The 24,753-nt window shown below is 55.9% G+C and carries 19 protein-coding genes and 3 pseudogenes; 9 read left to right on the forward strand and 13 right to left on the reverse strand.

Going from position 1 to position 24,753, the window contains the following annotated elements:
- Positions 1-45: 45 nt before the first annotated feature.
- The 8 genes from ACA069_RS18135 to ACA069_RS18170 form a co-directional block, all read right to left on the reverse strand.
- A complete protein-coding gene (locus ACA069_RS18135) occupies positions 46-1,602 on the reverse strand; it encodes a TolC family protein (protein ID WP_497614732.1) in 1,557 nt (518 codons plus the stop codon).
- Between the two features lie 74 nt (positions 1,603-1,676).
- A complete protein-coding gene (locus ACA069_RS18140; protein WP_497614734.1) occupies positions 1,677-2,918 on the reverse strand; it encodes an HlyD family type I secretion periplasmic adaptor subunit in 1,242 nt (413 codons plus the stop codon).
- Complete coding sequence (locus tag ACA069_RS18145) at positions 2,915-5,272, reverse strand: type I secretion system permease/ATPase (protein WP_497614736.1); 2,358 nt, start codon at positions 5,270-5,272, stop codon at positions 2,915-2,917. The genes ACA069_RS18140 and ACA069_RS18145 overlap by 4 nt, the downstream gene beginning before the upstream one ends.
- Before the next feature lie 369 nt (positions 5,273-5,641).
- On the reverse strand, positions 5,642-6,112 hold the full coding sequence (locus ACA069_RS18150) for a response regulator (protein ID WP_497614737.1): 471 nt from the start codon (positions 6,110-6,112) through the stop codon (positions 5,642-5,644).
- Positions 6,109-6,606 (reverse strand): hypothetical protein, encoded by a 498-nt coding sequence (locus ACA069_RS18155; RefSeq protein ID WP_497614739.1) that lies wholly within the window; start codon positions 6,604-6,606, stop codon positions 6,109-6,111. The genes ACA069_RS18150 and ACA069_RS18155 overlap by 4 nt, the downstream gene beginning before the upstream one ends.
- A gap of 903 nt (positions 6,607-7,509) precedes the next feature.
- Positions 7,510-7,998 carry a hypothetical protein gene (locus tag ACA069_RS18160; protein WP_497614741.1) on the reverse strand — a complete coding sequence of 163 codons (489 nt, stop codon included), beginning with the start codon at positions 7,996-7,998 and terminating at the stop codon, positions 7,510-7,512.
- A 79-nt stretch (positions 7,999-8,077) separates the two neighbouring features.
- Positions 8,078-8,809: a hypothetical protein gene (locus ACA069_RS18165; protein WP_497614743.1), complete on the reverse strand. Its 732-nt coding sequence runs from the start codon at positions 8,807-8,809 to the stop codon at positions 8,078-8,080.
- Entirely contained in the window at positions 8,757-11,426 is a 2,670-nt protein-coding gene (locus tag ACA069_RS18170; RefSeq protein ID WP_497614745.1) for an Ig-like domain-containing protein, read from the reverse strand. Before ACA069_RS18170 ends, ACA069_RS18165 begins: the two co-directional genes overlap by 53 nt.
- 425 nt (positions 11,427-11,851) lie before the next feature.
- Here ACA069_RS18170 and ACA069_RS18175 point away from each other — a divergent pair, with 425 nt between their 5' ends.
- The 3 genes from ACA069_RS18175 (at position 11,852) to ACA069_RS18185 (ending at position 14,091) form a co-directional block, all read left to right on the forward strand.
- Positions 11,852-12,409 (forward strand): DUF2975 domain-containing protein, encoded by a 558-nt coding sequence (locus ACA069_RS18175; RefSeq protein WP_497614747.1) that lies wholly within the window; start codon positions 11,852-11,854, stop codon positions 12,407-12,409.
- 9 nt (positions 12,410-12,418) lie between these two features.
- Positions 12,419-12,646: a helix-turn-helix domain-containing protein gene (locus ACA069_RS18180; protein WP_497614749.1), complete on the forward strand. Its 228-nt coding sequence runs from the start codon at positions 12,419-12,421 to the stop codon at positions 12,644-12,646.
- Between the two features lie 755 nt (positions 12,647-13,401).
- Positions 13,402-14,091 carry a response regulator transcription factor gene (locus tag ACA069_RS18185; RefSeq protein WP_497614751.1) on the forward strand — a complete coding sequence of 230 codons (690 nt, stop codon included), beginning with the start codon at positions 13,402-13,404 and terminating at the stop codon, positions 14,089-14,091.
- Positions 14,092-14,106: 15 nt separating this feature from the next.
- On the opposite strand, the gene ACA069_RS18190 is transcribed toward ACA069_RS18185, so the two are convergent.
- Complete coding sequence (locus ACA069_RS18190; protein WP_497614752.1) at positions 14,107-14,730, reverse strand: response regulator; 624 nt, start codon at positions 14,728-14,730, stop codon at positions 14,107-14,109.
- Positions 14,731-15,405: 675 nt separating this feature from the next.
- Here ACA069_RS18190 and ACA069_RS18195 point away from each other — a divergent pair.
- From ACA069_RS18195 to ACA069_RS18215, 5 genes and pseudogenes are all read left to right on the forward strand, one after another.
- Entirely contained in the window at positions 15,406-16,728 is a 1,323-nt protein-coding gene (locus ACA069_RS18195; RefSeq protein WP_497614753.1) for a lytic murein transglycosylase, read from the forward strand.
- Positions 16,729-16,745: 17 nt separating this feature from the next.
- A pseudogene (locus tag ACA069_RS18200) lies at positions 16,746-16,922 on the forward strand (transporter associated domain-containing protein); the annotation flags it as partial.
- Between the two features lie 444 nt (positions 16,923-17,366).
- A complete protein-coding gene (locus ACA069_RS18205) occupies positions 17,367-17,792 on the forward strand; it encodes an HAD family hydrolase (RefSeq protein ID WP_497614755.1) in 426 nt (141 codons plus the stop codon).
- A 160-nt stretch (positions 17,793-17,952) separates the two neighbouring features.
- Entirely contained in the window at positions 17,953-19,080 is a 1,128-nt protein-coding gene (locus ACA069_RS18210; protein ID WP_187680478.1) for a carbon-nitrogen hydrolase family protein, read from the forward strand.
- A 3-nt stretch (positions 19,081-19,083) separates the two neighbouring features.
- Positions 19,084-20,124 (forward strand): AraC family transcriptional regulator, encoded by a 1,041-nt coding sequence (locus ACA069_RS18215; RefSeq protein WP_497614757.1) that lies wholly within the window; start codon positions 19,084-19,086, stop codon positions 20,122-20,124.
- 338 nt (positions 20,125-20,462) lie between these two features.
- Here the strand turns inward: ACA069_RS18215 and ACA069_RS18220 are convergent, their stop codons facing one another.
- Positions 20,463-21,305, reverse strand: coding sequence for a DUF2242 domain-containing protein (locus ACA069_RS18220; protein ID WP_497614759.1), 843 nt, complete (start codon positions 21,303-21,305; stop codon positions 20,463-20,465).
- A 92-nt stretch (positions 21,306-21,397) separates the two neighbouring features.
- Positions 21,398-21,757: pseudogene (locus ACA069_RS18225) on the reverse strand (LysR substrate-binding domain-containing protein); the annotation flags it as partial.
- A gap of 3 nt (positions 21,758-21,760) precedes the next feature.
- On the opposite strand from ACA069_RS18225, the pseudogene ACA069_RS18230 reads away from it, so the two are divergent.
- Positions 21,761-22,201, forward strand: a pseudogene (locus tag ACA069_RS18230) (MFS transporter); the annotation flags it as partial.
- Positions 22,202-22,367: 166 nt separating this feature from the next.
- Here the strand turns inward: ACA069_RS18230 and ACA069_RS18235 are convergent.
- A complete protein-coding gene (locus tag ACA069_RS18235) occupies positions 22,368-24,239 on the reverse strand; it encodes a SurA N-terminal domain-containing protein (RefSeq protein WP_401268517.1) in 1,872 nt (623 codons plus the stop codon).
- Positions 24,240-24,465: 226 nt separating this feature from the next.
- Positions 24,466-24,738: an HU family DNA-binding protein gene (locus ACA069_RS18240; RefSeq protein ID WP_003183171.1), complete on the reverse strand. Its 273-nt coding sequence runs from the start codon at positions 24,736-24,738 to the stop codon at positions 24,466-24,468.
- Positions 24,739-24,753 lie beyond the last annotated feature (15 nt).

Below are 24,753 nucleotides of genomic sequence, written 5' to 3' on the forward strand. Positions count from 1 at the left end.
AAGTCATGGGTACTACGTAAGATGTGCGTCCACGGCTTTTGAAGTTCATTCCCTGCCTTGCAACCACTGTGTGAGCGTCCCGGCACTGGCGTATTGGCGCAGGATAGATTGATAGCCATCAAAGCGATTGGTGATTTCACTGACCTGATTGCCGTAATGGTCGTTTTCGGCCGTGAGAACGTCAAGTAGGGTGCGCTTTCCCAAATGGTGCCACTGTAAGTAAAAGGCTTCGCGAATACGATCTGATTCCACCGATAGATTGCGGTACAACTCGGCCCGCTCCAGTTGAGTACGTGCATCATTGTCAGCGGTGCGAATCTTGAATTCCAAATCCCGACGCTGCTGAGCGGTTTCGTGATGGCTGGCGTCGGCACGCTGAAGGGCCGCCCGCTCCGAGGCGCGGGTCGAGCCACCGCGGAACGCGGCCCAGCTCATGCTCAGATTGGTCTGCCACGCCTGCTCGCGGCCGAGTGAATCTTCAGCGGTGTTCTTACTGACGATCCAGTTCAGTTGCGGCAAACCCGACGCTCGCACAGCTTTTGCCTCGAGCTCCGCCGATTCTGCCTGCGCGGCAGCCTGAAGAATGGTCGGGTGATTCTGCGCGGCAGCCAACAATCGCTGCAGATCAGTGAGTCCGATGTTCCATTCGCGCTTGTCCGGAATGGCGACCTGGCGCTCGCCCACCAGCTTGTGCAAGGTGATTTCAGCATCCCTCGCCTTCGCCCCCGCCGTATCGCGCAGGGCCTGGGCTTGCAGTAGCCGCGCCTTCGCTTGGGTCAATTCGCTTGTGCGGCCGGGGTCCACAGCCACGATGCCGGCCAGCATATCCACCAGTTCTGTCATGCGGTTGGCGAAGTCCTGGCTGAGATCACCAATGATGCGTTGCTTGCCCAGTTCGACCAGGGTCATCACCACCTCAAAGCCGATGTTTTCCTTTTCGGCGGCGAGATTTTCATCGGCGGCAGAGGCCAACCGTTTGCGACTTTCAATCGTATTGTCCACCCGCCCCCAGTCATACAGCATGGTTGACACTGCCACATTGACGCCGCCGGAACCCTGCTCGTTTTCAGAGCCTTTGCCGAACTGCAAGGCCTGGGTCTGGGTGCCCACATCAATCTGCGGCCAACGTTGCCCCTCTGCCGCTTCTACATCGGAAACCGCGGCCTGTTGCTGTCCGCTGGAACGCAGCACGGCGGGGCTGCGCGCCACAGCGGCCTCCACCGCTCGACGGAAAATCGCCTGCAACTCCCGCTCCGACGGGCCGACGACTATATGGCCATTGCGTGCACGCTCAGCCATACGACTCGGCAGACCGGTATAAGCCAGGGCGGAGACGCTGCCGACCTTTGGGTCCGCCTGACGCAAAGGCTCCCGGGCAGTAACCCGCCCGCCTGACTTGCCCGATACAACGGAATCGACCTCAGAGGCCTTCTCAATGGACGCCCTGCCCGCCGGCACCACCGGGGTGAATGCAAGCGTGCCGTCATTGGCTACTTTCTTTGCCGCACTGCTCGCAGCGGCGGGCCGGCGCTGTTCCGCTGACGTCGGTTCCGGCGTGAACTGCAACAGTTCGTCGTCAGCCTGCGTGACACCGACATGCATCCCGGCCAGTACCCATACCGATACCCACCGAGCAATCGAATTCAGTGGAAAACTGCAAGAATTACGCACCATGTCTATCGCTCCCGAAAAGCTTCCCGTGCCTTGAGCACGGGCTTGAGCAGGTAGTCGAGAATGGTTTTCTCGCCGGTGCGGATTTCCACAGAGGCGACCATTCCGGGAATGATCGGCAAGGACTTGCCTCCCGCTTCCAGCGAGCTGGTTTCAGTCAGTACCAGCACCCGGTAATAGGTATCGTCGGGACGACCGGCAGCGGCTTTTTGATCATCCTTCAAAGTATCCGGGCTGATGTGCTCGACCTGACCTTTCAGGCCGCCATAGATGCTGTAATCGTAAGCCGTGATTTTCACGGTGGCCGGCAGGCCCGGTCGCAGGAACGCAACATCGGCCGGGCGGATTTTTCCTTCAACCAATAACTGATCCTCCAACGGCACAATTTCCAGAATGGGCTCGCCGGGCTGGATCACACCGCCTTGGGTATTCACACGCACGTTCTTCACCGTGCCACGCACCGGCGCCGTCACCGTTGTGCGCTCGACCACATCAGCCCGGCCGACCAGGTTTTCGCTGGTTTGCGACAGCTCCAATTCGAACTTGGCCAGGTCCGAGTTGGCCTCGGCCTGATAGCGGTTGACCCGCTCGACGATCTGCGACTTGATTTCGTTGGCCTGACGGCGCATACGCAAGATTTCCACCTCCGACATCAATCCTTTTGCCGCGAGCGGCTCCGCCAACTGAATCTCCCGGCTGGACAGCGCGTAGCTTTTCTGCAGCGCGCTGATGCTCTCGTTCAAGGCATTTTTACGTGCGTTGTAGGCTTGGGTTTCTTGCTGCACCACCGCCTCGTCGGCTTTCACCATCTCTTCGAACTCAAGGGGCTGCTGATAAGCCTCCGCCCGCAGCCGGGTGATGCTGGCCTTCAGACCAATGACCTTCGACAAGGCTTCGCGATAACTGGCCTGGGCACGGGTCGGATCGATCTTGAGCAACACCTGCCCCTTCTCCACCACGTCGCCTTCGCGCACGTTCATTTCCGCGAGGATCCCGCCCTCGAGGCTCTGGATGATTTGCTCGCGGCTCTTGGAAATGATCTTCGCTTCACCCATGGTGATTTCCTCGACTCGGGCGAAATACGCCCACACCAGCGCCCCGATCAGGACGGCGCCGATCAGATGCAATATCAATTTCGAACCGGGCGTGGTCTGGGTCAGCAGCGATTCCTGAATGTCGTTCATGTACGCGGCATCGCCGGGTTGCAGCGCGGCGCTCTCACTGCGCCCAAAGAATTTCCTGATCATTGAGCCACCTGCGATGTTGTCGATCCGGCCTCGGCAACCGGCACAGCTGCAGGTCTTGTCGCGTGCACAGTCATGGATGACGCGCTGCCGGAAGCGGGACGTTCGGCAGCGCCCTTCGCAGCCGTCGGTTTGCGGTTATTGGCGTTCATCGCGGCAAGGACAGTGTCTTTGGGCCCATCGGCGACGACCTTGCCGTCCTCGACCACGACGATGCGCTGGACAAGGGCCAGCAGCGAGGGACGGTGCGTCACCACCACCAGGGTCTGCCCTTGCGTCGCTCTTTGCAGATGTTGCAAAAACATCGCCTCGGTCTGGGTATCCATGGCACTGGTCGGCTCATCCAGCAGCAATAGCTGCGGACGCGCCAGCAGCGTGCGGGCCAGGGACACCAACTGCCTTTGCCCCCCCGACAAACCTTCACCCATTTCACCGATCGGCAGATTGATGCCTTGCGGGTGACGGGCGGCCACCTGGTCCAGCCCACTCAATCGCAACACCCGCAGAAACTCATCGGCGGTCGCTTCAGGGCGGCCGATCATGACGTTCTCGCGCAATGAACCGTAGAACAGGCGAGCGTCTTGTCCTACGTAACCACATGCCTTGCGCCAGTCGGCCGGGTCGATCTGATTGACGTCCAACCCTGAACTGAACATTTGCCCGTCGACCGGTGAATACAGACGCGCCATCACGCGCAGCAGCGTGGATTTTCCACTCCCGATGCGGCCGAGAATCGCCACTCGCTCACCCGGTTCGATGCTCAGGTTGATACCTTGCAGCACTGGAGGATTTGGCTGCATTGGTGGTGCCGGATAAGCAAAGCCGACATTTTTCAGCGTCAGTTGGCCTTCGATCATGGGTTTGGGCAGGTACTCACGCAGGCTATCGCGGTCAACCGGCAACGCCATCAGACCATTGAGCGATTGCATGGCCGCCTTCGCTTGCTGAAAACGCACAGCCAGGCCCACCACCTGCCCCAGCGGCGCCGTAGCTCGACCGGCGAGCATCACTGTGGCGATCAAGGCGCCCATGGTCAGGTCGCCCGCATCAATCAGGTAGACGCCGACCACAATCAAGGCAACGGTCTGAATCTGCTGAAAGAATGCGACCGTACCGGTGGCTATGCTCGTGAGTTCCCGAGACTTCATGGAGGTCGCAGCCGACAAGGCACTGAAGGTTTCCCAGCGACGCTGCATATAGGCTTCACCGCCTACTGCCTTGAGTGTCTCGAGGCCTTCGATCGACTCGATCAGCACGCCTTGTTTAAGTGAGGACTCGCGCAGGTTTTCCTTCATGGTTCGTGCCAATGGCCACTGGATAATGATGCTGATGCCGATGATCAAAGGAATCAGTAACAACGGAATCCAACCCAGTGGGCCGCCGATGACGAAGATCACAGCGACAAACATCAAGACAAAGGGCAGGTCCGAGATCGCCGCCAAAGTTGCCGAGGTCGCGAAATCACGTACCGCTTCGAATTCGCGCAACTGGTTGGCAAAGGATCCGGAAGACGCCGGTTTGTGTTCCATCTGAATCGACAGGGCCTGCCGAAACAACAACGTCCCCAGCACCAGGTCGGCCTTCTTTCCCGCCACGTCCAGCAGATGCGCGCGCACGTAACGGGCGATGGCCTCGAAGACCATCGCGATGGCGACACCGATTGCCAGCGACCATAAGGTCACGAACGCCTGGTTGGGCACCACGCGGTCATAGACGTTCATGGTGAAAAAGATGCTGGCCAAAGCCAGGACGTTGATCAGCACCGCACCGATCGCGGCACTGCGGTAATAACGGCGATAACGCCACAGGGTACTCAACAACCAATGGCCGGCCGGCTTCGCGAGTTCTTCCCCGGCGCGCTTGTCTACCTTGGCTTTGAGCTTGGCGAGAATGGCAAAGCCTGCGTACAGCTCATCCACGTCGGTCTGGCTTAACTCGACGGGGTCATTACTGATCTCGGGCAGGATCACCGAATACACAAAGGCACGCTTATCCTTGTCCGCCGGATCTTTGCGGCGCTCCAGCAAAATGCAGCCGCCATGATCCTTGCGCAGCAATATCATCGGCACCAGTTGCGCCGGCAACGCCTGCGCCCGACGCTCCACCAGCCCCGCCGACAGCCCGGCGTTGGCCAAGCTTGCAAGCGCCAAAGAAGGAGAAAGCACCCCGGCCTTGGGCAGCCCCGCCGTCAATGCCTGATACGAACGCCCTGTTGAGTAGTAATCACATAGCCAGGAAACACACTGCAGCAAGGTGTCCTGGGTTTGGGGTTGAGTATGGGCTTGAGTTTCGGCCTGGGGCAAAGGTGCGGGTTGAGCATCCGTGACTGGGTTTTCGGACGAGCTAGTAGTCGACATTCACGAAGTCCTGAGTTTTGGTAAGCCTGCGGCGACGCTCATGGGTGACACTCAGAAATCAAATGCTCCTGGAGTGGCGTTGCCTTCGGATCATGGTGTTTCCTGGGTGAAGGGGATTTTGACCCGCGCGCCCAGACACGAAAACGAGACTTGTCTCAAAAAGCACCCAAGAACTGACAGCTGGGGACTAACCGAAATAAGGGGGACTTAAACCAAGGCGCTGAAATTGAGGATGGGTATTGAGTCGGCATAGGAGGGGCTGGGCATCGTCACCCTATGCATTTGCGCAGGCGCCAACGGTAGCGCAGAAAAGTGGTAGGGCCCTGATGGGTTAACAACTCGATTGAAAAAGCCTTTGAGCCTGGGACGCTAATTGATCCAGTGGCTCGTATTGCTCTGTGACGGGGATAAAGTCGGAAAATAGAGTTCACCGACTCGGACAGCCCTCACCGCATGGATCAACTCCGACAAATCTTTTTTCTTGTCGACAAACCCGTGAGCGCCCAGCTGCATGCAATGCACATCCAGGTTGGTGGACAACCGCCCCGTCGACACAATGATTTTCACTGGAAAGCGTTTGGCGGTGACCTCACTGATAACTGTCAGCCCATCCATCGAGGCGATGCCCAGGTCCAATATCATGGTGGAGGGCGCAAGTGTCTCCAACAATTCCAGCGCCTGCGCACCATCACCCGTTTCTGCCACGACATCGAACCCTTCGCTGGCCAGCAAAATGCGCAGCGCCATGCAAACGGCCGGGTGATCTTCGACGATGAGTATTCGATTATTCATCGCGTAATGACTTGCAAGATTGCCAGGATGCCTCCAACCGTCACTCATGACTGAAAACCCGCTATCCGATGTTTCGTAACCGGATACTGAGCATCCGCAACACAGGCACGGATTTCACTCACTCTTCTATATTTCAAGGTTTTATCTATCAACAAGAGAAAATCGACCAATACATAGTAGTTGACCGTATCGACCAGCCGCACCTGATGCTGCGGACCGCTGGTTAATGGTTGGTAATCCTTTGGCCGACCATGAGGGCCGGAGATAAGCACATGCTTCAAGCGAGGATTATTCATGACAAAGTTAACAACGTCACGCCCCGCACTTGAAACAAGTTCAGCATTGATAATCAGCAAATCAAAACGATCATAAAAATTTGGACTGTAATGGGTCAGATTGATCAATTCATCAAAAGACGCAACAGGGCAGACTCTAAAATACCCTAAAAACCCTAAAGATTTGTCAATGACAACCCGTTGTTCGAAGTTAGGATCGGCGACCAACACTCTCATCATACTGCTGGTAGGTAATGAGTAATTCATGATTGATGCTCAATTATTTAAATGGCACCCATAAAATACTCTGACCCTTGCGAACCGCGATGCAAGACCTGTCTTAAAGTCGTGAATGTAAAACAATGACCGGCGTATATAGCGCCGACGCTGTTGACCGTATGCATCATCAGCGATGCGCGTCGACACGCACAACCACCCGCTGGCCCTGCATATAACTGGTGATCCTCTCGATCCTAGAACCACTGCATGCGGCTCTCATGAGAGCGCTTCGGGACACGAATGCGGGCACACCTCTCGTTTTCAATTTTTTGACGACGTAGTGCTCTGCAGGGCTACATTAAGAGCATGGGATATGAACAGCAACCATATTGTGATTGCGTAAGTATGTACTTCGTCTAAGCGATATGTGTATAGGTATGTTGCGTGTCTCAACTGGACCACCCGGCTATCCCATCGCACCAAAGGCTGATCGCTCAACCGGACTCAATGGTATTTGCACACTTGCAGTTCAGCTGATGGAACAAAAGACCGGATTGGTGGACACCGGTCATGGACTAACCAGTATCTGATAAAAGGGCCCCTGAGCGCGCCGGTAGCAAGCGGTTTCCGGTCTTTCCGTAGCACTCCAAAAATAGATAATAGCTCACTAGGCTTCTTCCGATTGAGTTCCATGAAGCTCCAACCTACCCAACATAGTAGATAATCAACGTATTCTCGCTCCCATTGACCAGTCAAATTTGCCCGAGCGTCGCGTTCGATCCGACGTCAATGATGCACCCATGTCCACCGCTAGTCTTCAATGATGTAACGACCGAAAAATAACGGCGCCGCACTTTTAGCGATACAGGAATTATCCTGATTTGCACTTGCCAACTCGCGGATAGCCCACCGTTTCGCGGCAGTGCTATCCACACGTTGAAACTGCCAGACTTAATTCAAGGCAGTTACGGCTTCCTGTTGATAGTTGCAAGTCTGCACAGTCGATGCCCGAGACAGCGCCTGAATTTGCTGACGCATACCGGCCAGCTGTTGTTCGGCCTTGTCCTGTCTGACGAACTGCGAAGGTTGAGTGATGTCGTCATCGAGCTCAAGGAAATAGGTCAGGCCACCTGCCAGGTTAATGGAATGCGCATCGTGTCGGCTTGCACTGAGTGTGTGCGCGCCGGCGGCAACGCATAATGTCGAGAAACCACCGGGCAACAGCGCTGCGTGGAACTTACGGTCCACATACACATTGATCGCGTCGTTTGGGGAATCGCTCGTCGCAGGCCGGAACACCACTACTTGCGCTTGCGCAGAAGACACCGGGGCAACTGCCGAGTAGTTGCTGCCGAAGGCTTCAACAGCCAACACCTTGGGCGCGCTGCACAATGCCATTCCCAACAGTGCGATTTTTAACAGAGAAATACGCTTGACCATGCTCATGACTCCACGGCGGGCACCCTTCGGTGCCCGCTTGAGATTATTCAAAAAGAAAGAAACGGCAAACTCGCCAGGCTTACACCAGGTTGGTGGTAACGCCTTGTTGCACGAGCAGTTCGGCATCCACCGAAGAGTGGCTGTATACGTTGTAAATCACGCCAGCGACGGTCACATTGCCTTGGGCGGACCAGTCACCGGGATCGTTGGTGCCTGACAACAGATCATCCAGATTGACCACATCGCCGGCGTTGCCCTTGATCATCATTTGCACATGGCCATCATCAACAAACAACGAGGTCTCGCCCTGTGCGAGGACATCGCCTAACGACAGATTCAATGTGTTGTTGCCGGTGCCGGTGATGTCGATGACTTCGATGGACTCAAGCTTGCCGGCGATGTTGTTCAGATTCAGGACTTGGCCAGTGCCGGTGAGGCTCAAGGTATCGACGCCGGCTTCGCCGTTGATGACGCTGCTGGCGTCATTCAAGTGGGCGGTGTCGCTCACTGTAAATACGTTGTCTACATCGTCGCCATAGTAGGCACCGGTGCCATCGATCTCTTGAGTGGCCGGGGGATCCATGTGGTTGAAGCTGCCATTGGAGAACTTGAAGTTATCTAGCCACACCCAATCCCCACCTGCGGGACCGACAAATTCGACCGATGCGAATGTCTTGCCGCCTGGAAGCTGGAAGTTCACTTCCTGGATACCCGCCGCTGGGTTGAAACTTACGGTGTGCACGACGTTGCCGCCCGCATCAAGAAAGTTCAACGTGACAGGTTGATCGATATCCCCAATCAGAAATGACATGGCGCCAGCCTCTACGCCACCACCAAGGGTGAGAATGGGATTGGCGACACTGGATTGGAGAATCACACCCAAGCCAGTTGTAGGCGTAGTGAAATTGGAGAAAGAGGTGCCTGCCGCCAGAACTCCCACTGGCTGTGTGGTCGGCGTGGCCCCCCCCCCAATTGAACAGAAAGGCTCCAAAATCCTGGGTACCACCGGCTGGAACTCCCCCCACCGGCACGCTATCAAAATCAAGCACCTCCAATTCAGGCATCAGATGCTGAGAAGCATTGCCCGCCGCATCGATGATCAGTGCTTCGGAGTTGGTCATCGCCGCGCCAGCAACCGTCGTGACGTCCACTGATCCTGCATCGATCTGCGCTTGCGTCAGCTCAACTTCAAAACGTTGATCCCCGACCACGACCTGAACCTTGTCGCCTACTTCTAAGCCATTCCCATCGAAGTTAACGGTGACCACCGAGCCATTGAAGTCCAGGGAAGTCGGTGCACTCGGGCCCACGGTGTCCAGAAAGACATCCTGGCTGCTGGTAGTGAAGTTGCCCGCTGCATCCACCACCCGCGTCTGGATAGTCCAGTCGCCCGTGTGCGCTGTCAGGTCGAGGAAGCTCCAGGTACCGTCAGCATTGAGCAGTGCATCGAACCAGGTCGTACCACCGTCGGTGGAAACCTGAACCTTTTCGCCTGCAATCAGTGCTGATGTCAGCGAGCCTTCGATCAAGCGGCCGGCGCTGCCGTTATTGGTCAGGAAGTCACTGGCGCCGGCATCCTTGTCCATGCTTTCGACAATGGCTTGAGCCAGAGGCGCCGCGGTTTCGACGGTGATTGTATGCGGGTCGGAGGGAAGACTGGCGTTGCCCGCCGGATCATTGACAACCATGATGATGTCATACGTACCGTCAACCAATGGCGTGGTCGTCGAAACCGACCAGCTACCGTCGGGTTGCACCACTGCGGTGCCGATGATCATGCCGTTGCTGTCGCTGATAGTGACCGTGTCGCCCGGCGTTTGATTGCTGCCGCTAAAGGTCGGGGTGTTGTCGTTGGTAATGCCGCCATTGGCGATCGGACCGGTCCCCAGATTAACGTCATCGATGACGCTATCGATGCCACCCAGACCACCCGCGCCCGGCTTGCCCGGGGCAAGGGAGTCCACGATGATGGCGTAGGGATCGGAAGGCGGGCTGGTGTTTCCGGCAGCGTCGGTCACTGACATGCTGAAGTTATACGTGTCATCAGCAAGCGGTTGACCGGGGGTATACGACCAGGTGCCGTCACTCTTGACAGTCGCGGTGCCAATAACAACGCCATTGTTCAAGATGTTCACAATGTCGCCCGGCTGTTGATTGCCACCGCTCAAGGTCGGGGTGCTGTCGTTGGTCAAACCACCGTTGGCGATCGGACCGGTAACCAGATTAACGTCATCGATGACGCTATCGATGCCACCCAGGCCACCCTCACCCGGTTTGCCCGGCGCGGACGCATCAATGGTCAGCACGAAGGGATCGGACGCCAGCCCACTGTTTCCCGCGGCATCCACGGCAACCACCGAGAACTCGTAAGTACCGTCGGCAAGTGCTGGCGACGGGGTAAACACCCAATTGCCGTTGGCATCGACCGGGGCTTCGCCAATTTTTACCCCGTTGGCGTAAATATCGACTGTGGAACCAGGTTCCGCCTGGCCGCTGAGCGTCGGCGTGCTGTCATTGGTCACGCTGTTTTGCGCCAACGGACCTTGCGAGCCAGCAACGTCATCCAGCACTTCGTTGATCGCGACCTTGCCCGGTGCCGCCAGGTCAATCGTGAAGTCAACGCTGTTCGAAGGCGTGCTTTCAATGCCCAGCGGATTTTTCTCGGTAAAGGTAATGCTGTGCGCCCCGGCACCCATCGGCGTTGATGGCGTGAACGACCAAGTACCATCCGCACCGACAACCGCTTCGCCAATGATCTTGTCGCCGTCGCGAATAATGATGATATTTCCCGGGTTGCCCGTGCCGTTGAAAGTGGGCGTGGTGTCGTCGGTGGAGTCACCGTTTTTGATCGGGCCTGTCTTGTTGCCGACATCGTCTGTGATATCGCTGACGTTTGGCGTGCTCAACGGAGGCGAATCGTCTTTCTCGTCATCGTTGTTGGTCATCGCGTAAGCGGCCCCCAACAAGCCTATGCCTGCCAATCCCATCAGGCCAGCGCCAACCCATCCCATACCGCCGACCCAACTCATACCGCCGGCGGAAACCAAGCCGCCACTCATGCTGGCCATCGATTCCGTTGCGAGCACTTGCGGTGCGGCTACGTCCTCGATGAGGAACGCCGCGCTGTGGTCTTGCAAGGCGTTCGAGGCAACGTATTCGTGGAAAGAGCCGTCTTCTGCCATGCCGACCAACTGGCCCTGAGTATCGTAGAACCCTTCGATGATCAGCTGTGGCTGATCCGGGTTGGTGCCTTCCAGCGCGACATGCAGATCCTTGCCGACCCGTTTGACGGTAATGTTTTCAGGCGCAACCCCCTTATCACCTTCGGCGAGTACGTATTTGCCATTGGTGACCGCCTTGATCCGGACGGGCTCACCCGATTTCGCGACTCGAAGCTCTGTCGCTTCGCTAATAGTCTTGCCATCCACGACGGCTACGTTGACTGCGTTTGTGCTCAACTTTGATACCTCTCGGGCCAAATTAGCCAAGTCTTCGAACCGCCTCTCCTGAAGAATCCGAGGTGATTGGTTGGCTTGATTGATCAAATTTCACATTGCTGCTTAATACATAAGTCAGTGATGGCAATGATCTTTGGCGCGAGGCTCAGCCGATATGAGACGTGTCTCAAAACAAGCCAGACAGATGCGCGCGGCAGGTAAACAGAAGAAGCTTGCAGTCAGCGTGGATTGGAAGCGGGCAAACACGTTGACATTGATAAATTATCGCAATACAGTAATTTATGACTGCAAAACAGTCATAACATTCCCCTCACCTCTATCAGTCTTCACCGCGAACGAGCACGATAGATCGGAGTAAAGGGAACAAAAACTGAACCGAACAGGATGCTTTTTCGATGACCAATGATGAATTAGCCCGCCGCAGTCGCTTGATGGCAAAGCTCACTAAATTTTTGATAGTCGGCATGCTCGTACTGAACACCGCCTTCTGGATTTTTCCGGAGTTTGCGCGGCAGTACGACATGGGCTTCAACCTGACGGCGACAGGCCTAAATGCAAACCTGAATGTCGATGTCGGGAACATGCCTTGGTGGCAAATTGCAGGTGGTTTATTCCTGTCCAGTATTCCTTTGCTGATTCTGGCTAATGGCTTGATCTCCTTGTGCCGCTTGTTTGAGCTGTACGGTGAAGGGCAATATTTCGCGGAGAGATCAGCCACTCTGCTCGGCAAGGTAGGGTTCGCTGTGATCCTGTGGGTACTTGTGAGTTTCGTGCTGACTCCGGCAATGAGCGTCTGGATGACCTTGCTTCAACCTCCGGGCCAAGGGTTTCTCACGATCGCCTTTAATGCATCGGATCTGCTCAGTCTCTTCCTCGCTGCCTCGCTGATGGTCGTTGCCCGCATTCATCAAAGAGGAAGCGCCTTGGCTCAAGAAAACAAGCAATTCATCTAGGGCCAAGCCATGACCATTGAAATAAAACTCGATGTGATGCTGGCTCAACGCAAGGTCAAATCCAAGGATCTGGCAATTGCCATCGGCATCACGGAACAGAATCTATCCCTGCTTAAACAAGGCAAAGTGAAGGGGTTTCGACTGGCGACTCTGGATGCGATTTGCAGCTATCTGAATTGTCAGCCAGGCGATCTGCTGACACATGTCGCAACGACTGAGACCGCCATTGAAGACTAACCGGAAATAAATAAACGCAACCCCGACACCCGATGCAGTGCATCGGGTGTTTTTGTTTTGAAATCCAGTAAAAGAAAGCTCTATCCCGCGCAAGTGCTCATGTAAACATCAGGTGGATCAGGTAGCTCGACAAGCATGTCATGCTGTCCGGCGGCCCATTGCGCACGGAGACGAACGAAGTACGAGTCGCTGCTGGTAATGCGGTAGCTCTTTGCCTCGGCAAAGCCGTCCTTTCTGCACACCAGCAGATCCAGAGGCATGCCCACCGACAGGTTACTTTGCATGGTCGAGTCGAAGCAGGTCAGGCCACAACGCAGACCTTTCTCGATCGAAGTCTTGTATGACAGATTACGATCCAGAACAGGCCGGCCGTATTTGCTCTCACCTAACTGCAAAAATAGGATGTCTTCTGTCGCCGGGATGAAGTTGCCTGCGGATAAATATTGTAGACACCCATCTTGCGCCCCGCGATCTACTACCAACAGGGAGTTGGCTGTTCAACCACAACCAAAAACATGGAAACGCTATCGGTCGCCGCCGACACAGCCCGGTTAAGGCACAACAAGGCAAAAACGAGACTTGTCTCAAAATTGAACGAAAACCTCATTGCTGGACGATACGAAAAATACAGAACGCTTAAGCTGAGGCACTGAAGGCTATTGATTTCTTTGAGGGCGACGCTAAACCCTATTAAGATTCACGCCTTGCGAACGACGTAAGTCGATTCCTACCCATCGTGCCCAGGAGGCCAAAAGATGAGATGGTCGGTAATTTCACCATTGCGAATTGCACTATTGGATGACCATGCGTTGATTCGTGAGGCGTTGAAAATTCGCCTGTCAATGGAACCCGACTTCAAAGTAACCGGCGTTTACACCACGAGCCGCGACCTGTTGGAAGGATTGCGCCTCCACTCCCCGGACTTGCTCATACTCGATTATCAACTGGCCGACGGCGAGGTTGACGGGCTGCGCCTGATTCAATCGATACGCTCGCGCCACCCAAGTGTGAAGATCGTGATTTTTTCGGCCACTGAAAGGCCTGCCACGGTGAATATGTGCATTCGCGCAGGGGTCAATGGATTTGTTGGAAAAACACAGCCGGCCGAGGATTTGCTGAAGGCCGTGCGGATGGCGGCCATGGATCGTACTTACATGGCTCCGACCACCACGGCAGAGCTTGACAAACAACCTCTACAGCCCATCGGCGCAGAAAAACAGCTCGACAATTGGGATGAAACCCTCGTCGACAACCCCGGACTTTCCCCCAAGGAGCGCGAGGTCCTGCGCTGCTGCCTTGAGGGCTTGTCAGTCACTCAAGTGGCAGAGAAGTTTTCCCGAAGCCGGAAAACTATCAGCGGCCAAAAGCAGTCCGCCTTCAGAAAACTGGGCATCCGTACTGATATCGAATTATTCAAGCTGCATCAACACCTGAAGGAGCTTTGAACGGCGATACCCCGTTCAAAGCATGCCGTTGCGCTTTGCCATTGCGTACAAATCTGCCATTCCCGCGATCTGAAGCTTGCGGAACATACGCATTTTATATGTACTGACCGTCCTTCGGTTCAAATTCATGATTTCGGCGATTTCGCTATTTTTCTTTCCCTGCAACAGACACCTCATCACGTTACTTTCGCGGACCGATAAGTGCTCTATCAATACTTGCTCTTGCGCAATCTCGTGGTTTTGCGACAAGCCGCGTGCAGACGAAAAATACTCATCATCGGCCCGTACCGCTCTTACGGCATACACCAATTCAGATAACTCACTGCTCTTTTGGACAAAACCATGGGCGCCCATTTGTCTGCTGCGGACGACTAGCCCCTCCAAAGGTAGCCCGGTGAATACGACTATTTTTATCGGCGATTGCATCTCAGCCAATTGGCCAATAATCGTCAGACCGTCGACAGTGGGAATACCGAGATCCAGAATCATGAGCGAAGGATTATGCAGCTCGACCAAGGCCAACACTTCGCCGCCGTCTCCTGTTTCTGCTACCACGTCATAGCCCTCGCTCGACAGAAGCAAGCGCAACGCCATACGGACTGCTGGATGATCTTCAACGATAATTATTCGATTATTCACGCGACGCCACTCTCGTTGTAGTGAATATTAAAGCTGGTGACGTAAATAAAAAAAGCCACCCCGACAGCTGGATCGAAAACCAATAAGTGAAACAAGCATGACCAGAACTTAGGGATTTAGGCTCGCCGAACTAGTTGATCAAAATGCTCGCCCCTCTAACTCTCGCCCCCCTGTTCAAGTCGACAATCAGACCAATAAATATTACGCCTGGAAAGATATTCGAGTTTACGATCAGCGTGGCAAAGCGCTCAAACAGGCCGATAAAGAATGCGTCAATGCGATTAACCTTAGAAGCCGCTGGCAGTGGCGCGAAAAAATGCCTGACTCGGCCAGCGACTTCTTGAGCGCCGCTGCTCACAATACTGATAGACGATCAAAGCCCTCATCGTTATAGCCGATACACAGGGAAAACCATCTTAAAATTTTTTTCGAAAAAAAAGATGTAATAAAGTATCACCCCTCCGCCTCACCGCGCTATAAGACATGTCTCAAAAAAGCATCACAATGATTAATTAATTCATACAGATCATTGATACAAAAAATAACTACAGCTATTGTTTTTCAACATCCAAGCGAAAACCCCATTGATTCAGCTTAATAACTTTCCGCCTACTTAAAACAGACGCCACATATATGTTATTGTCGGCACCCTATTCATACTTTCTGGACCTGAGCATGCCCTTTTGTATTTCCCGTCATTGGCACTTGTGCCAACTGATTGCTGCCTCAAGCCTCATTTTGCTTGTAGTCTCCGCGGGAAAACCAACCGTCGCCGACGCCCAACCGCTTCAGACGGTCCCTGTCACATCCCTCCCGTCCATCGTTGCGCCTGTGACGTCAACAGATGACAACATCGACATCCAGTCTACGCAGACCTTCGAGGAGTGGCAGGCAGATTTCCGAAAGGAGGCACTTGCCGCTGGCGTTAATCCTAGCCTGTTCGACCGTGCTTTTGCCGGTGTGACACCGGACATGAGCGTGGTTCGCGCCGACCGCAGCCAGCCGGAGTTCTCCCGGCCGGTGTGGGAATACCTCGACGGCGCACTCTCTGCACTGCGCGTTCGCAAGGGTAAGCTGCTGCTCAACCAATACGCCGACGCCCTGAGCACCATCGAACAACGTTATGGCGTCGACCGCCGGGCGCTAGTGGCGTTCTGGGGGATGGAAAGCAATTTCGGCAGCTTCCAGGGCAACAAGTCGGTGATCCGCTCGCTGGCAACATTGGCCTATGAAGGTCGACGCCAGGGCTTTGCCCACGCGCAGTTGTTGGCGGCGCTACAAATCCTGCAACAGGGTGACATCACGCCCGAGAAGATGCTCGGTTCCTGGGCCGGTGCCATGGGCCAGACTCAATTCATCCCGACCACCTATAACAATCTCGCAGTAGACTTCGATGGCGACGGTCGCCGAGACATCTGGGACAGTCCTGTCGATGCGCTGGCTTCAATCGCCCACTACTTGCAAATTTCGGGCTGGCAAAAAGGTCAACCGTGGGGCTTCGAAATCGAGCTGCCGAACACATTCAATTACTCGCTGGCCGACGGCGAGATTCGCAAAAGTGTCGCCGAATGGATTCAACTGGGCGTGAAACTACCCAATAACGCGAGCATGCCGCCAGGTGCCGAACACCTGTCTGCCGCCCTACTGCTACCGGCCGGTTATCGCGGCCCGGGGTTTCTGGTCCTCGACAACTTCCGGGCGGCCGTCAAGTACAACAATTCGTCGTCCTACGCATTAGCTGCGAACTTGCTGTCGGAGCGTTTTACAGGCGCAGGCTTAATCACCAACGAATGGCCCAAGGATGACCTGCCGCTGAATCGTTCAGAGCGAATGGAGTTGCAAACTCTGTTGAGCAACCACAACTTCGAAGCGGGCAACGCTGACGGCATCATCGGCACCAACACCCGTAAGGCGATCCGTGCGGCTCAGCAGTCGTTCGGCTGGCCAGCGGATGGCTACCCGACACCCAAGTTGCTAGAAGGTTTGCGTAAACGTTAAAAGCATCGCGGGCTGCCCGCGATGGCTATCAAGCAACGGCGACCAATGACTAACAAACGCTCGCAGGGTTGGTCACGCACCTGCCGGGTCGCTTGTGAATCATTGGAGACAAGCACAATTGGCAGGAGTGGAGCATGACCGTTGTCGAGGTTGAAGAGCGGAAAGTGACGAGGGTGCTGTTACGTAAAGATTGAGGATAGAAAGCAAGGCCGGCAATGCAACCTTTCCGCAAAACTTTGTCGAGATGAGCCGCATTAAGCCCCGTAGCAGGCAGATGGTGCCAGGCCTCGCCCGAAATTACGCGTTCCGATGATGCTTTAAGCTTGTAAAAACATTGGAGCAAACACGATTGTCTTTACCGTATTCATTACTACGTCAAGTGATAGATTAAGGTTCCACCAAGATTATCGGTGATTAGTCAAGTAACTATTACAGAAACCATCAAGGGGAGCAGCATCGTACCGATCCCCATGAACGTGTTCCAATCAGAAGATGGTGACTTGCTAGCCTTGGTTTTGAAGTACTGGAATAGGCTTGATCTGCACTCTCACGGAAAAGCTTCCTTTCGTACGAAGTGCCATCATCCGCCAAAATGATAAATCACTGCTGCGGATATCCTTTTGAGAACCAGAGCTTCTATGCCCATTGCAGTTATATTCGACGCCTCTGGCACCCTCATAAAGATTCACAAAGGCAGCAGCCCTTACCGAAAAACCCTAAAAATCGGGATTGAGCAGGGTCGCCGCCCCCATCCAAGCGATGGCGAAATCATCCTGTCCTCACCTATGGACCTGCATCAAGCCGCGGATTTTTTCGGGATCAGCGTCGATCCGTCGGTGATGGCGGGCCTGGAGGAAGGCCTCAATCGTGAGCTCGCCGAAATCCAAGCCTATCCAGATGGACTTCATGCGGTTCAACTACTGCAGCAAGCGAATATCAGGGTGGCGGTCTGTTCAAACGTCGCGAAACCCTACGCAGCTGCCATCGAACGCCTCTATCCGACACTGGAGGATTACTCGTACAGCTTTGAGGTTGGGGCCGTTACACGAGTCAAACCCCATTGATCTCACATACGAAGTCCAAGACGCCACAAAAAACCATTAGGTTTGAAAAAAAATCTCTACCCAAAAGAAAATATGTGTGCAAATGGTTGATTTAGTTTACCTACGATCTCAAAGTCGGTGAAAATCGATGACACCCTGTACCCGGTTGTTGTTGGTTTTCATGCGTAAACTTCTGTACCTGTTTTTCTCCATGGCCATCGTGGCCGCCCTGACCACCTACGCCATGTGGGCGGCGGATCGGCCCGCCGGGCATTATCTGTCGGACCTGCGCATCAAACTCGCGGTCGATGAGGGTACGCCCGGCGACCGTGGCAATCTGCTTGGCATCCAGCCCGAACTGTTTCCCACCGACTATCAAAGCTCAGAGCGCCTGCACCGCAAACTCGCCGCGTATTTGCAGCAAGCCCAGGATCAGGGCTTGTTGAATGACAAGACCGTGGTGGTGTTGCCGGAACATGTCGGCACCTGGCTTATGATCAGCGGCGAAAAAGACGAGCTGTACCAGGCCCCGACCCTCGCCGAGGCGATGAACTGGATGGCCGCCAGCAATCCATTATTGTTCGCTCGCGCCTGGCTTGGCGCCAAAGGTAGCGATCGGCTGAACGACGCCCACCTGCGCATGAAATCGCGCGCCATGGCCAAGGATTACCAGGCGCTGTTCGGCGGTCTGGCCAAGGAATTCCATGTGACGCTGGTGGCCGGCTCCATCGTGTTGCCCGAGCCGAGCATCCGCGACGGCCAGCTCAAACCCGGCAGCGGTGCGCTCTACAACAGCAGCGTGGTCTTCGGTCGCGACGGTGCGCCGCTCGGCCAGCCGCAGCGGCAAATGCACCCGATCTTCGATCAACGTGAGGTCATTCAGGCCAGTGAACAGACAATCAACGTCGTCGACACCCCGGCAGGACGTCTTGGCGTGCTGATCGGCAGCGACAGCTGGTATCCGGACAACTACCGCAAACTCGACGAGCAAGGCGCGCAATTGATCGCGGTACCGGCGCAAGTGTTCGGACATGGCGCGTGGGATAAGCCGTGGCGTGGCTACAAGGGTTCGAGTACACCGAGCTCAGTCAGCCTCAAACCCGGTGAAGTCAGCGAAGGCCAGGCCTGGCATCGCCTGACCTTGACTGCGCAACCACCCAGCAGCCGCGCAATTGCCGGTATGAGCGTGTTCCTGCGCGGCCAGTTCTGGGACAAATCCAGTTCCGGGCAGAGCTTTCTCAGCAGCAACGGCCAGCAGTTCGCCGACGGCGACGCCCGTGGCGCACGCTTGCTGAATATCTGGTTGTAAGTGATGAAGCCGCTGCCGATGCGCCTCGGGGATCTATCGGTGGGTTTCGTCCATAGCCTTGCCGATGCCGTGCGCAGCCATGGCGCCGATCCCCAGCCGTTACTGGAGCAGTACGGTCTGGATGCTGCGCGTTTGGCCGAGGCCGGGGCGCGGTTGTCGATTCCGCGTTATATGCGTTTGGGGCACAGTGCGATTCAACTCACGGAGGACCCGGCACTGGGCCTGCGCATGGGTCAGCTCAGTCGTTTGAGCCAGGCCGGATTGGCCGGCGTCACCGCATCGCAGGCACCGACTGTGCGTGAAGCGGCACGTTGTTTGATTCGCTTCGAGCCGCTGTACGGCTCCAACTATCGCGGCCAGTCGAGCTTTCACGAAGACGCCAATGGCGCCTGGCTGCGCTTCTATTCGATCAGCCCGTACAACGCCTATAACCGCTTTGTGGTGGATTCGATCATCGCTGGATGGCTGCAGCAATTATCCAGCGTCAACCGCGAACCGCTGCGTGCCGAACGCATCGAAATCGAATTCGAAGAGCCTGAGTATCGTGAAGCCTACAACGCATTGGGAGATGGCCCGATCCAGTTCGGGGCCGAGCGCAACCAGGTGCGCTTGAGTCTGAATAGCCTCGCCCAGCGCAACCCGGAGCATTGCCCAAGCACATGGAAGCATTTGATCGGGTTGTGTGAGCGGGAACTGGAACAACTGACCCGCACCCGCAGCCTGCGCGAACGCATCACGCAATTGCTTGGACCGTTGCTTAATGGCGGCCGGGAACCCGACCTGGAAGAAGTGGCGGCGCGCCTGAAGCTGCCGACGTGGACCTTGCGGCGCAAACTGGCCGAGGAAGGCACGCAGTTTCGCGCGATCCTCAATGACACTCGGCGTGATCTGGCGATGACCTACATTCGCGACACCGAACTGGCGTTCGGCGAAATCGCCTACCTGCTGGGCTTTGCCTCAGCCGAAGCATTCCAGCGCGCATTCAAACGCTGGAGCGGTCAGACACCCGGCGAATTCCGTCGCAGCCATCGCAAAACCGCCTGACGTCTTATAGCTCGGTGGCGTCTTCTGCCGGCTCAGGCGAGTCGAGTTCATAAGCCTGGAATTCGAGCAGTTCTTCTTGATAGTCATCCATTGTGTAATCCCCCTACTGCTCTCTTCGATAATGTCCCGAGCATAACGTGCCCGTGTGAAGGAAAAATGAAACACGGCCTTCATGAATAAAACGTAGCAGGCGGTCAGGAATTTATCGCGGGGATTTTGTCAGGGGAATGTAACGACATTTCACCTGTAGGAGCTGCCGAAGGCTGCGATCTTTTGATTTTTTTAAGATCAAGATCAAAAGATCGCAGCCTTCGGCAGCTCCTACAGGGAGCAGCGGTTTACTGGCCGGAGGCTGGCATCGCCGGAATCGGCTCGGACGGCGGCGGAATGTCCGTCGGATTGGCCGGTGGCGTGATGGTTTCTGTGGCCGGCGCAGGGTCTGCACTCGGCGCCGGTGTGATCGGCGTGGAATCCGCTGGCGGCGCAACCGGCTCTGAACTGACCGGTGCGGTCTCAACAGGTGCAGGTGCGGTCACCGCTGGTGCGGGTGCCGGAGCGGGCTCCGCCGCTGGAACCAAAGGCGCTGGAGCCGCTTTCGGCTCAGGCACGCCGAGATCGGTCTTCGGCTTCTCTTCGATATGCGCCGCTTTCTTCGTTTCTGCCGGCAGGAACTGCTCGACCAGCGTAAAGAAGCGCTCATAGAACTTTTGCGCCGTCACCGTCTCGCTGGCGACCTTGACCATCGAATCGTCCGAGGAACCGATCGGCATCGACACCGAACCCAGCACACCGACACCCAGACTGGCCGAGTTGTTGGTCTTCTTCAGAGCGTAACGATCCTGCAGGGCGTTGGCGAACATCGTGGCATGGTGCCCGGCAGTGCCGTCATCTGCACAGACCACGTTGAAGCTGATCTCCATGTGGGTATCGCCGGTTTGCTGGAAGCTCTTGTGGCCGCTGACCAGTTTCGGATCGCTGCTGGTGATGATGTAACCCTGGCTGAGCAAAGCACGACGGGCCGCTTCACAGCTGACCGAGTCGGTCACTGGATAATTGCGCGAAAACGTACCGGAGTCATCGAAGTTCTCATGCTCATACATCGGCTTGTCTTTCGAACAGCCGGCAACAGCAGTCAACAACAGCGCCAACCCGACAACACGCAGGGGAGTGAAAATCAACATTGAACATCCTGAGAGAAAACAGTCCGGGGCGTATTGTGCAACAGATCGCGGCCCCGCGGCGTATGGATTAGTGTCTTAAAACGGTTACAACTCTAACGACTCTCGATTGCGGGAAAAAGTCGCGTCGATAAATGATCAATGAACACCCGCAATTTCGCAGTCGCGTGGCGGCTCGACGGCCACAGAATCCAGAACTGCCCGGTGTGTTCCAGATACCGATCCAGCACCCTTTGCAGGTGCCCTGCGGCGACTGCCTCATGGGTCATGAAGTCCGGCCGGCAAGCGATTCCCATCCCGGCCAACGCCGCGTGGTTAACGGCCTCGATGGATGTGCTGACCAGTCGCACCGGCAATATTGGCTCAGCCGCAGACACCTCTCGACGCAGGGGCCACGGCTCCATTTTGCCGGTGGCATGGAAGGTGTGGCGCAGACACGCGTGAGCCGCTAGATCCGTATCGATCAAGTACTGCTGGTATACGGCGTGGCCTCGGTGCTGAGCCTGTGGATCGTCGGCAGCCTGATTGATCGCTGGCTGCGCGAACTGGTGCTGATCAGCGCACTGCTGTTCATGCTCTCGGCCATTGCACTCGGCCTATGGCGCGAATTGCCGAGCGTGGTCTACCTCGCCACCGCCGTGTGGGGATTGGCATTTGGTGCCATGCCATCGTTGCTGCAAACAGCCTCGGCGAAAACTGCAAAAAACGCCGCCGATACCGCGCAGTCGATGTTGGTTACTTTGTGGAATGTCGGCATTGCAGGGGGTGGGTTGGCAGGAGGTCTGATGTTGGGCAGCGTGGGCGTTGAGCACTTTCCGTGGATCGTCGCGGCGTTGCTGGTTTCGACCTTGTATGCGGCCATCAATGCGAGAGCACATGGATTTCCGCGCGCGGGATAATACCCATTGATGAGCGACGCTGTAACGACTGGCGCCTTCCCGCTGTGGATCAAGTGCTTCTAATAGAGATTGGTCGGTAGACAGGCCGCCATCGCTGGCAAGTAAGCTCCCACAAAAAAGCCCCGGCTGATCGGCCGGGGCTCTTGTTTCGCAACTCAATCAAACATCAAAAACGCTTGATCTCTGCCTGAGCTTCCAACTGCTTGCGATACGCCGCGAAGTCCTGCTGACCTTCACGCGACGCGAGGAAGCGACGGTACTGCGCCTTCTCTTCATCAGTCGGCGCAGCCGCTTCGTTGACGCCGTTCAGACGCACGATCATCAGACTGCCATCGGGCAAAGTAACGCTGCTGAACGTTGGCTTGTCCTTGGCTGCCGGCTTCGGCATGCGGAACAACGCTTGCAGTACCGCAGGATCAACACCTTCCTGACCACGGGTGGCCGCTTCGGTGGTTTTCCAGTTCTGACCGTCAACCGCCTTGTCCAATGGAGCCTTGCCATCGCGCAGATCAGCGATCAGCTTATCGGCCTTGGTCTTGGCAGCAGCGCTCGCGTGCTCTTTGGTCAGTTGGGTGCGGATAGCCGCACTCACACTTTCCAGAGGCAATTGCGCAGGCTTCAAGTGTTCCTTGGCGCGCAGGACGATCACCGTTTCCGGATCCAGTTCGATGGCGGTGCTGTTGGCGCCCTCATCGATCACTTCAGTGCTGAACGCAGCAGTAACCACGGCACGGTTGGCCGCAACACCTTCGCCACCTTCACGGCCAAACGGCTTGGAAGTGTGCACTGTCAGTTTCAGATCCGCCGCTGGCTGTGCCAGGTCGGACGCCTCGAACGCAGAGTCTTCCAGTTGCTTGGTCGCCTCGACGAAACGCTGCTCGACCTGCGCGGCTTTCAGCTCGCGGGTCAGCTTGTCTTTCAGGCTGGCCAGGGTCGGTACTTCAGGTGCTTCAACACCCAGCAGTTTGATCAAGTGGTAACCGAAATCGGTGCGAACCGGCTCGGAAACCTGATCTTTAGCCAACGAGTACAGGGCTTTTTCGAAGGCCGGATCGTAGACGCCAGGACCCGCATAACCAAGGTCACCGCCAGTGTTGGCCGAACCCGGATCCTGCGAGAACTCTTTGGCCAGCGCTTCGAATTTCTCGCCCTTGGCCAGACGCGCCTGGACTTCTTCGATCTTCGCCTTGGCCTGAGCCTCGGTGGTCTTGTCGTTCACTTCGATCAGAATGTGCGCCGCGCGACGCTGTTCCGACAGGTTGGCGATCTCTTTCTGATACGCCGCTTGCAGGTCTTCGTCCTTGACGGCTACCTGATCAAAGAACGAAGCCTTCTTCAGCTCGATGTAATCGATGACCACTTGATCCGGGGTCATGAATTCCTTGGCGTGCTCGTCGTAGTAAGCCTTGACCTCATCGTCGGTCAGCTTGACCGCGGCCGGATCAGCCTTGACGTTAAGGGTCGCGAAATCGCGGGTCTGTTTTTCCAGACGGGCGAATGCCAGCACTTCGGCGTCGGTGACGAAACCGCTGCCCGCCACACCGGCACGGACTTGGCCGATCAGCATTTCCTGAGCCAGCATCTGGCGGAATTGCATACGGCTGTAACCCAGTTGACGGATCACCTGGTCGAAACGCTCGGAGCTGAACTTGCCATCAACCTGGAATTCAGGCGTCTGCAGGATCACTTGATCCAGTGCACCTTCGGAGAAAGCGAATTTCGCTTGTTCGGCACCTTGCAGCAACAACTTGCGATCGATCAGACCCTTGAGGGCAGATTCGCGGAGCATTTTTTCATCGAGCAACGAAGCGTCGAAATCCTTGCCCAGCTGTTGCATCAGCTGACGTCGTTGCATATCAACGGCCTGGCTGAGCTCGTTCTGACTGATGTCTTCACCGTTGACCGTGGCCGCATTCTGGCTGTTGGTCGTAGCCTGGAAAATGGCTTCGATACCCGTGAACGCCATCAATACAACGATGATCCCGATAATGGTCTTGGCAATCCAGCCTTGTGAATTGTCCCTGATATTCTGCAGCATGCGTCCCCCAGAAACGGTTGAACTTCAAAATTAGGCAACCGTGGAGCGTGGGTAGAATCCGGATAGAAGAAAGGCGCATCCGAGGATGCGCCTTCTCGTAACTGGCGGAGCGGACAGGGCTCGAACCCTCGATCCCGGCGTTACAGATGTCTATTCAAGCCACCTGCTCTACCGCTCCGCTGCCAAGTCAGGCATTACCCCGACCCGGATGGGTAAAAACTGAAACTTAGTTAACCGCTTCTTTCAGTGCTTTACCGGCTTTGAAACCTGGCTTTTTGGCAGCCGGGATTTCCAGAGTCTTGCCGGTCTGAGGGTTACGACCGGTACGAGCCGGACGATCAGTCACGGAGAAAGTACCGAAACCAACCAGAACAACGGAGTCGCCAGCCTTGAGAGCGCCAGTGACGGATTCGATTACAGCGTCCAGCGCACGGCCAGCAGCAGCTTTCGGGATATCAGCGGATGCAGCGATAGCATCAATCAGTTCCGACTTGTTCACTCTAAGTCCCCTTAT

Source organism: Pseudomonas sp. LBUM1652, assembly GCF_059716105.1.

What these genes read in the sequence shown, in the direction of transcription:
- ACA069_RS18140 (WP_497614734.1), bottom strand. Translation starts at nt 2,918, where the DNA reads ATGATCAGGAAATTCTTTGGGCGCAGTGAGAGCGCCGCGCTGCAACCC.
- ACA069_RS18210 (WP_187680478.1), top strand. Translation starts at nt 17,953, where the DNA reads ATGCGTAAACTTCTGTACCTGTTTTTCTCCATGGCCATCGTGGCCGCC.
- ACA069_RS18145 (WP_497614736.1), bottom strand. Translation starts at nt 5,272, where the DNA reads ATGTCGACTACTAGCTCGTCCGAAAACCCAGTCACGGATGCTCAACCC.
- ACA069_RS18135 (WP_497614732.1), bottom strand. Translation starts at nt 1,602, where the DNA reads ATGCATGTCGGTGTCACGCAGGCTGACGACGAACTGTTGCAGTTCACG.
- ACA069_RS18155 (WP_497614739.1), bottom strand. Translation starts at nt 6,606, where the DNA reads ATGAATTACTCATTACCTACCAGCAGTATGATGAGAGTGTTGGTCGCC.
- ACA069_RS18215 (WP_497614757.1), top strand. Translation starts at nt 19,084, where the DNA reads ATGAAGCCGCTGCCGATGCGCCTCGGGGATCTATCGGTGGGTTTCGTC.
- ACA069_RS18205 (WP_497614755.1), top strand. Translation starts at nt 17,367, where the DNA reads ATGCCCATTGCAGTTATATTCGACGCCTCTGGCACCCTCATAAAGATT.
- ACA069_RS18195 (WP_497614753.1), top strand. Translation starts at nt 15,406, where the DNA reads ATGCCCTTTTGTATTTCCCGTCATTGGCACTTGTGCCAACTGATTGCT.
- ACA069_RS18175 (WP_497614747.1), top strand. Translation starts at nt 11,852, where the DNA reads ATGACCAATGATGAATTAGCCCGCCGCAGTCGCTTGATGGCAAAGCTC.
- ACA069_RS18160 (WP_497614741.1), bottom strand. Translation starts at nt 7,998, where the DNA reads ATGGTCAAGCGTATTTCTCTGTTAAAAATCGCACTGTTGGGAATGGCA.
- ACA069_RS18235 (WP_401268517.1), bottom strand. Translation starts at nt 24,239, where the DNA reads ATGCTGCAGAATATCAGGGACAATTCACAAGGCTGGATTGCCAAGACC.
- ACA069_RS18180 (WP_497614749.1), top strand. Translation starts at nt 12,419, where the DNA reads ATGACCATTGAAATAAAACTCGATGTGATGCTGGCTCAACGCAAGGTC.
- ACA069_RS18165 (WP_497614743.1), bottom strand. Translation starts at nt 8,809, where the DNA reads ATGTCATTTCTGATTGGGGATATCGATCAACCTGTCACGTTGAACTTT.
- ACA069_RS18150 (WP_497614737.1), bottom strand. Translation starts at nt 6,112, where the DNA reads ATGAGTGACGGTTGGAGGCATCCTGGCAATCTTGCAAGTCATTACGCG.
- ACA069_RS18220 (WP_497614759.1), bottom strand. Translation starts at nt 21,305, where the DNA reads ATGTTGATTTTCACTCCCCTGCGTGTTGTCGGGTTGGCGCTGTTGTTG.
- ACA069_RS18185 (WP_497614751.1), top strand. Translation starts at nt 13,402, where the DNA reads ATGAGATGGTCGGTAATTTCACCATTGCGAATTGCACTATTGGATGAC.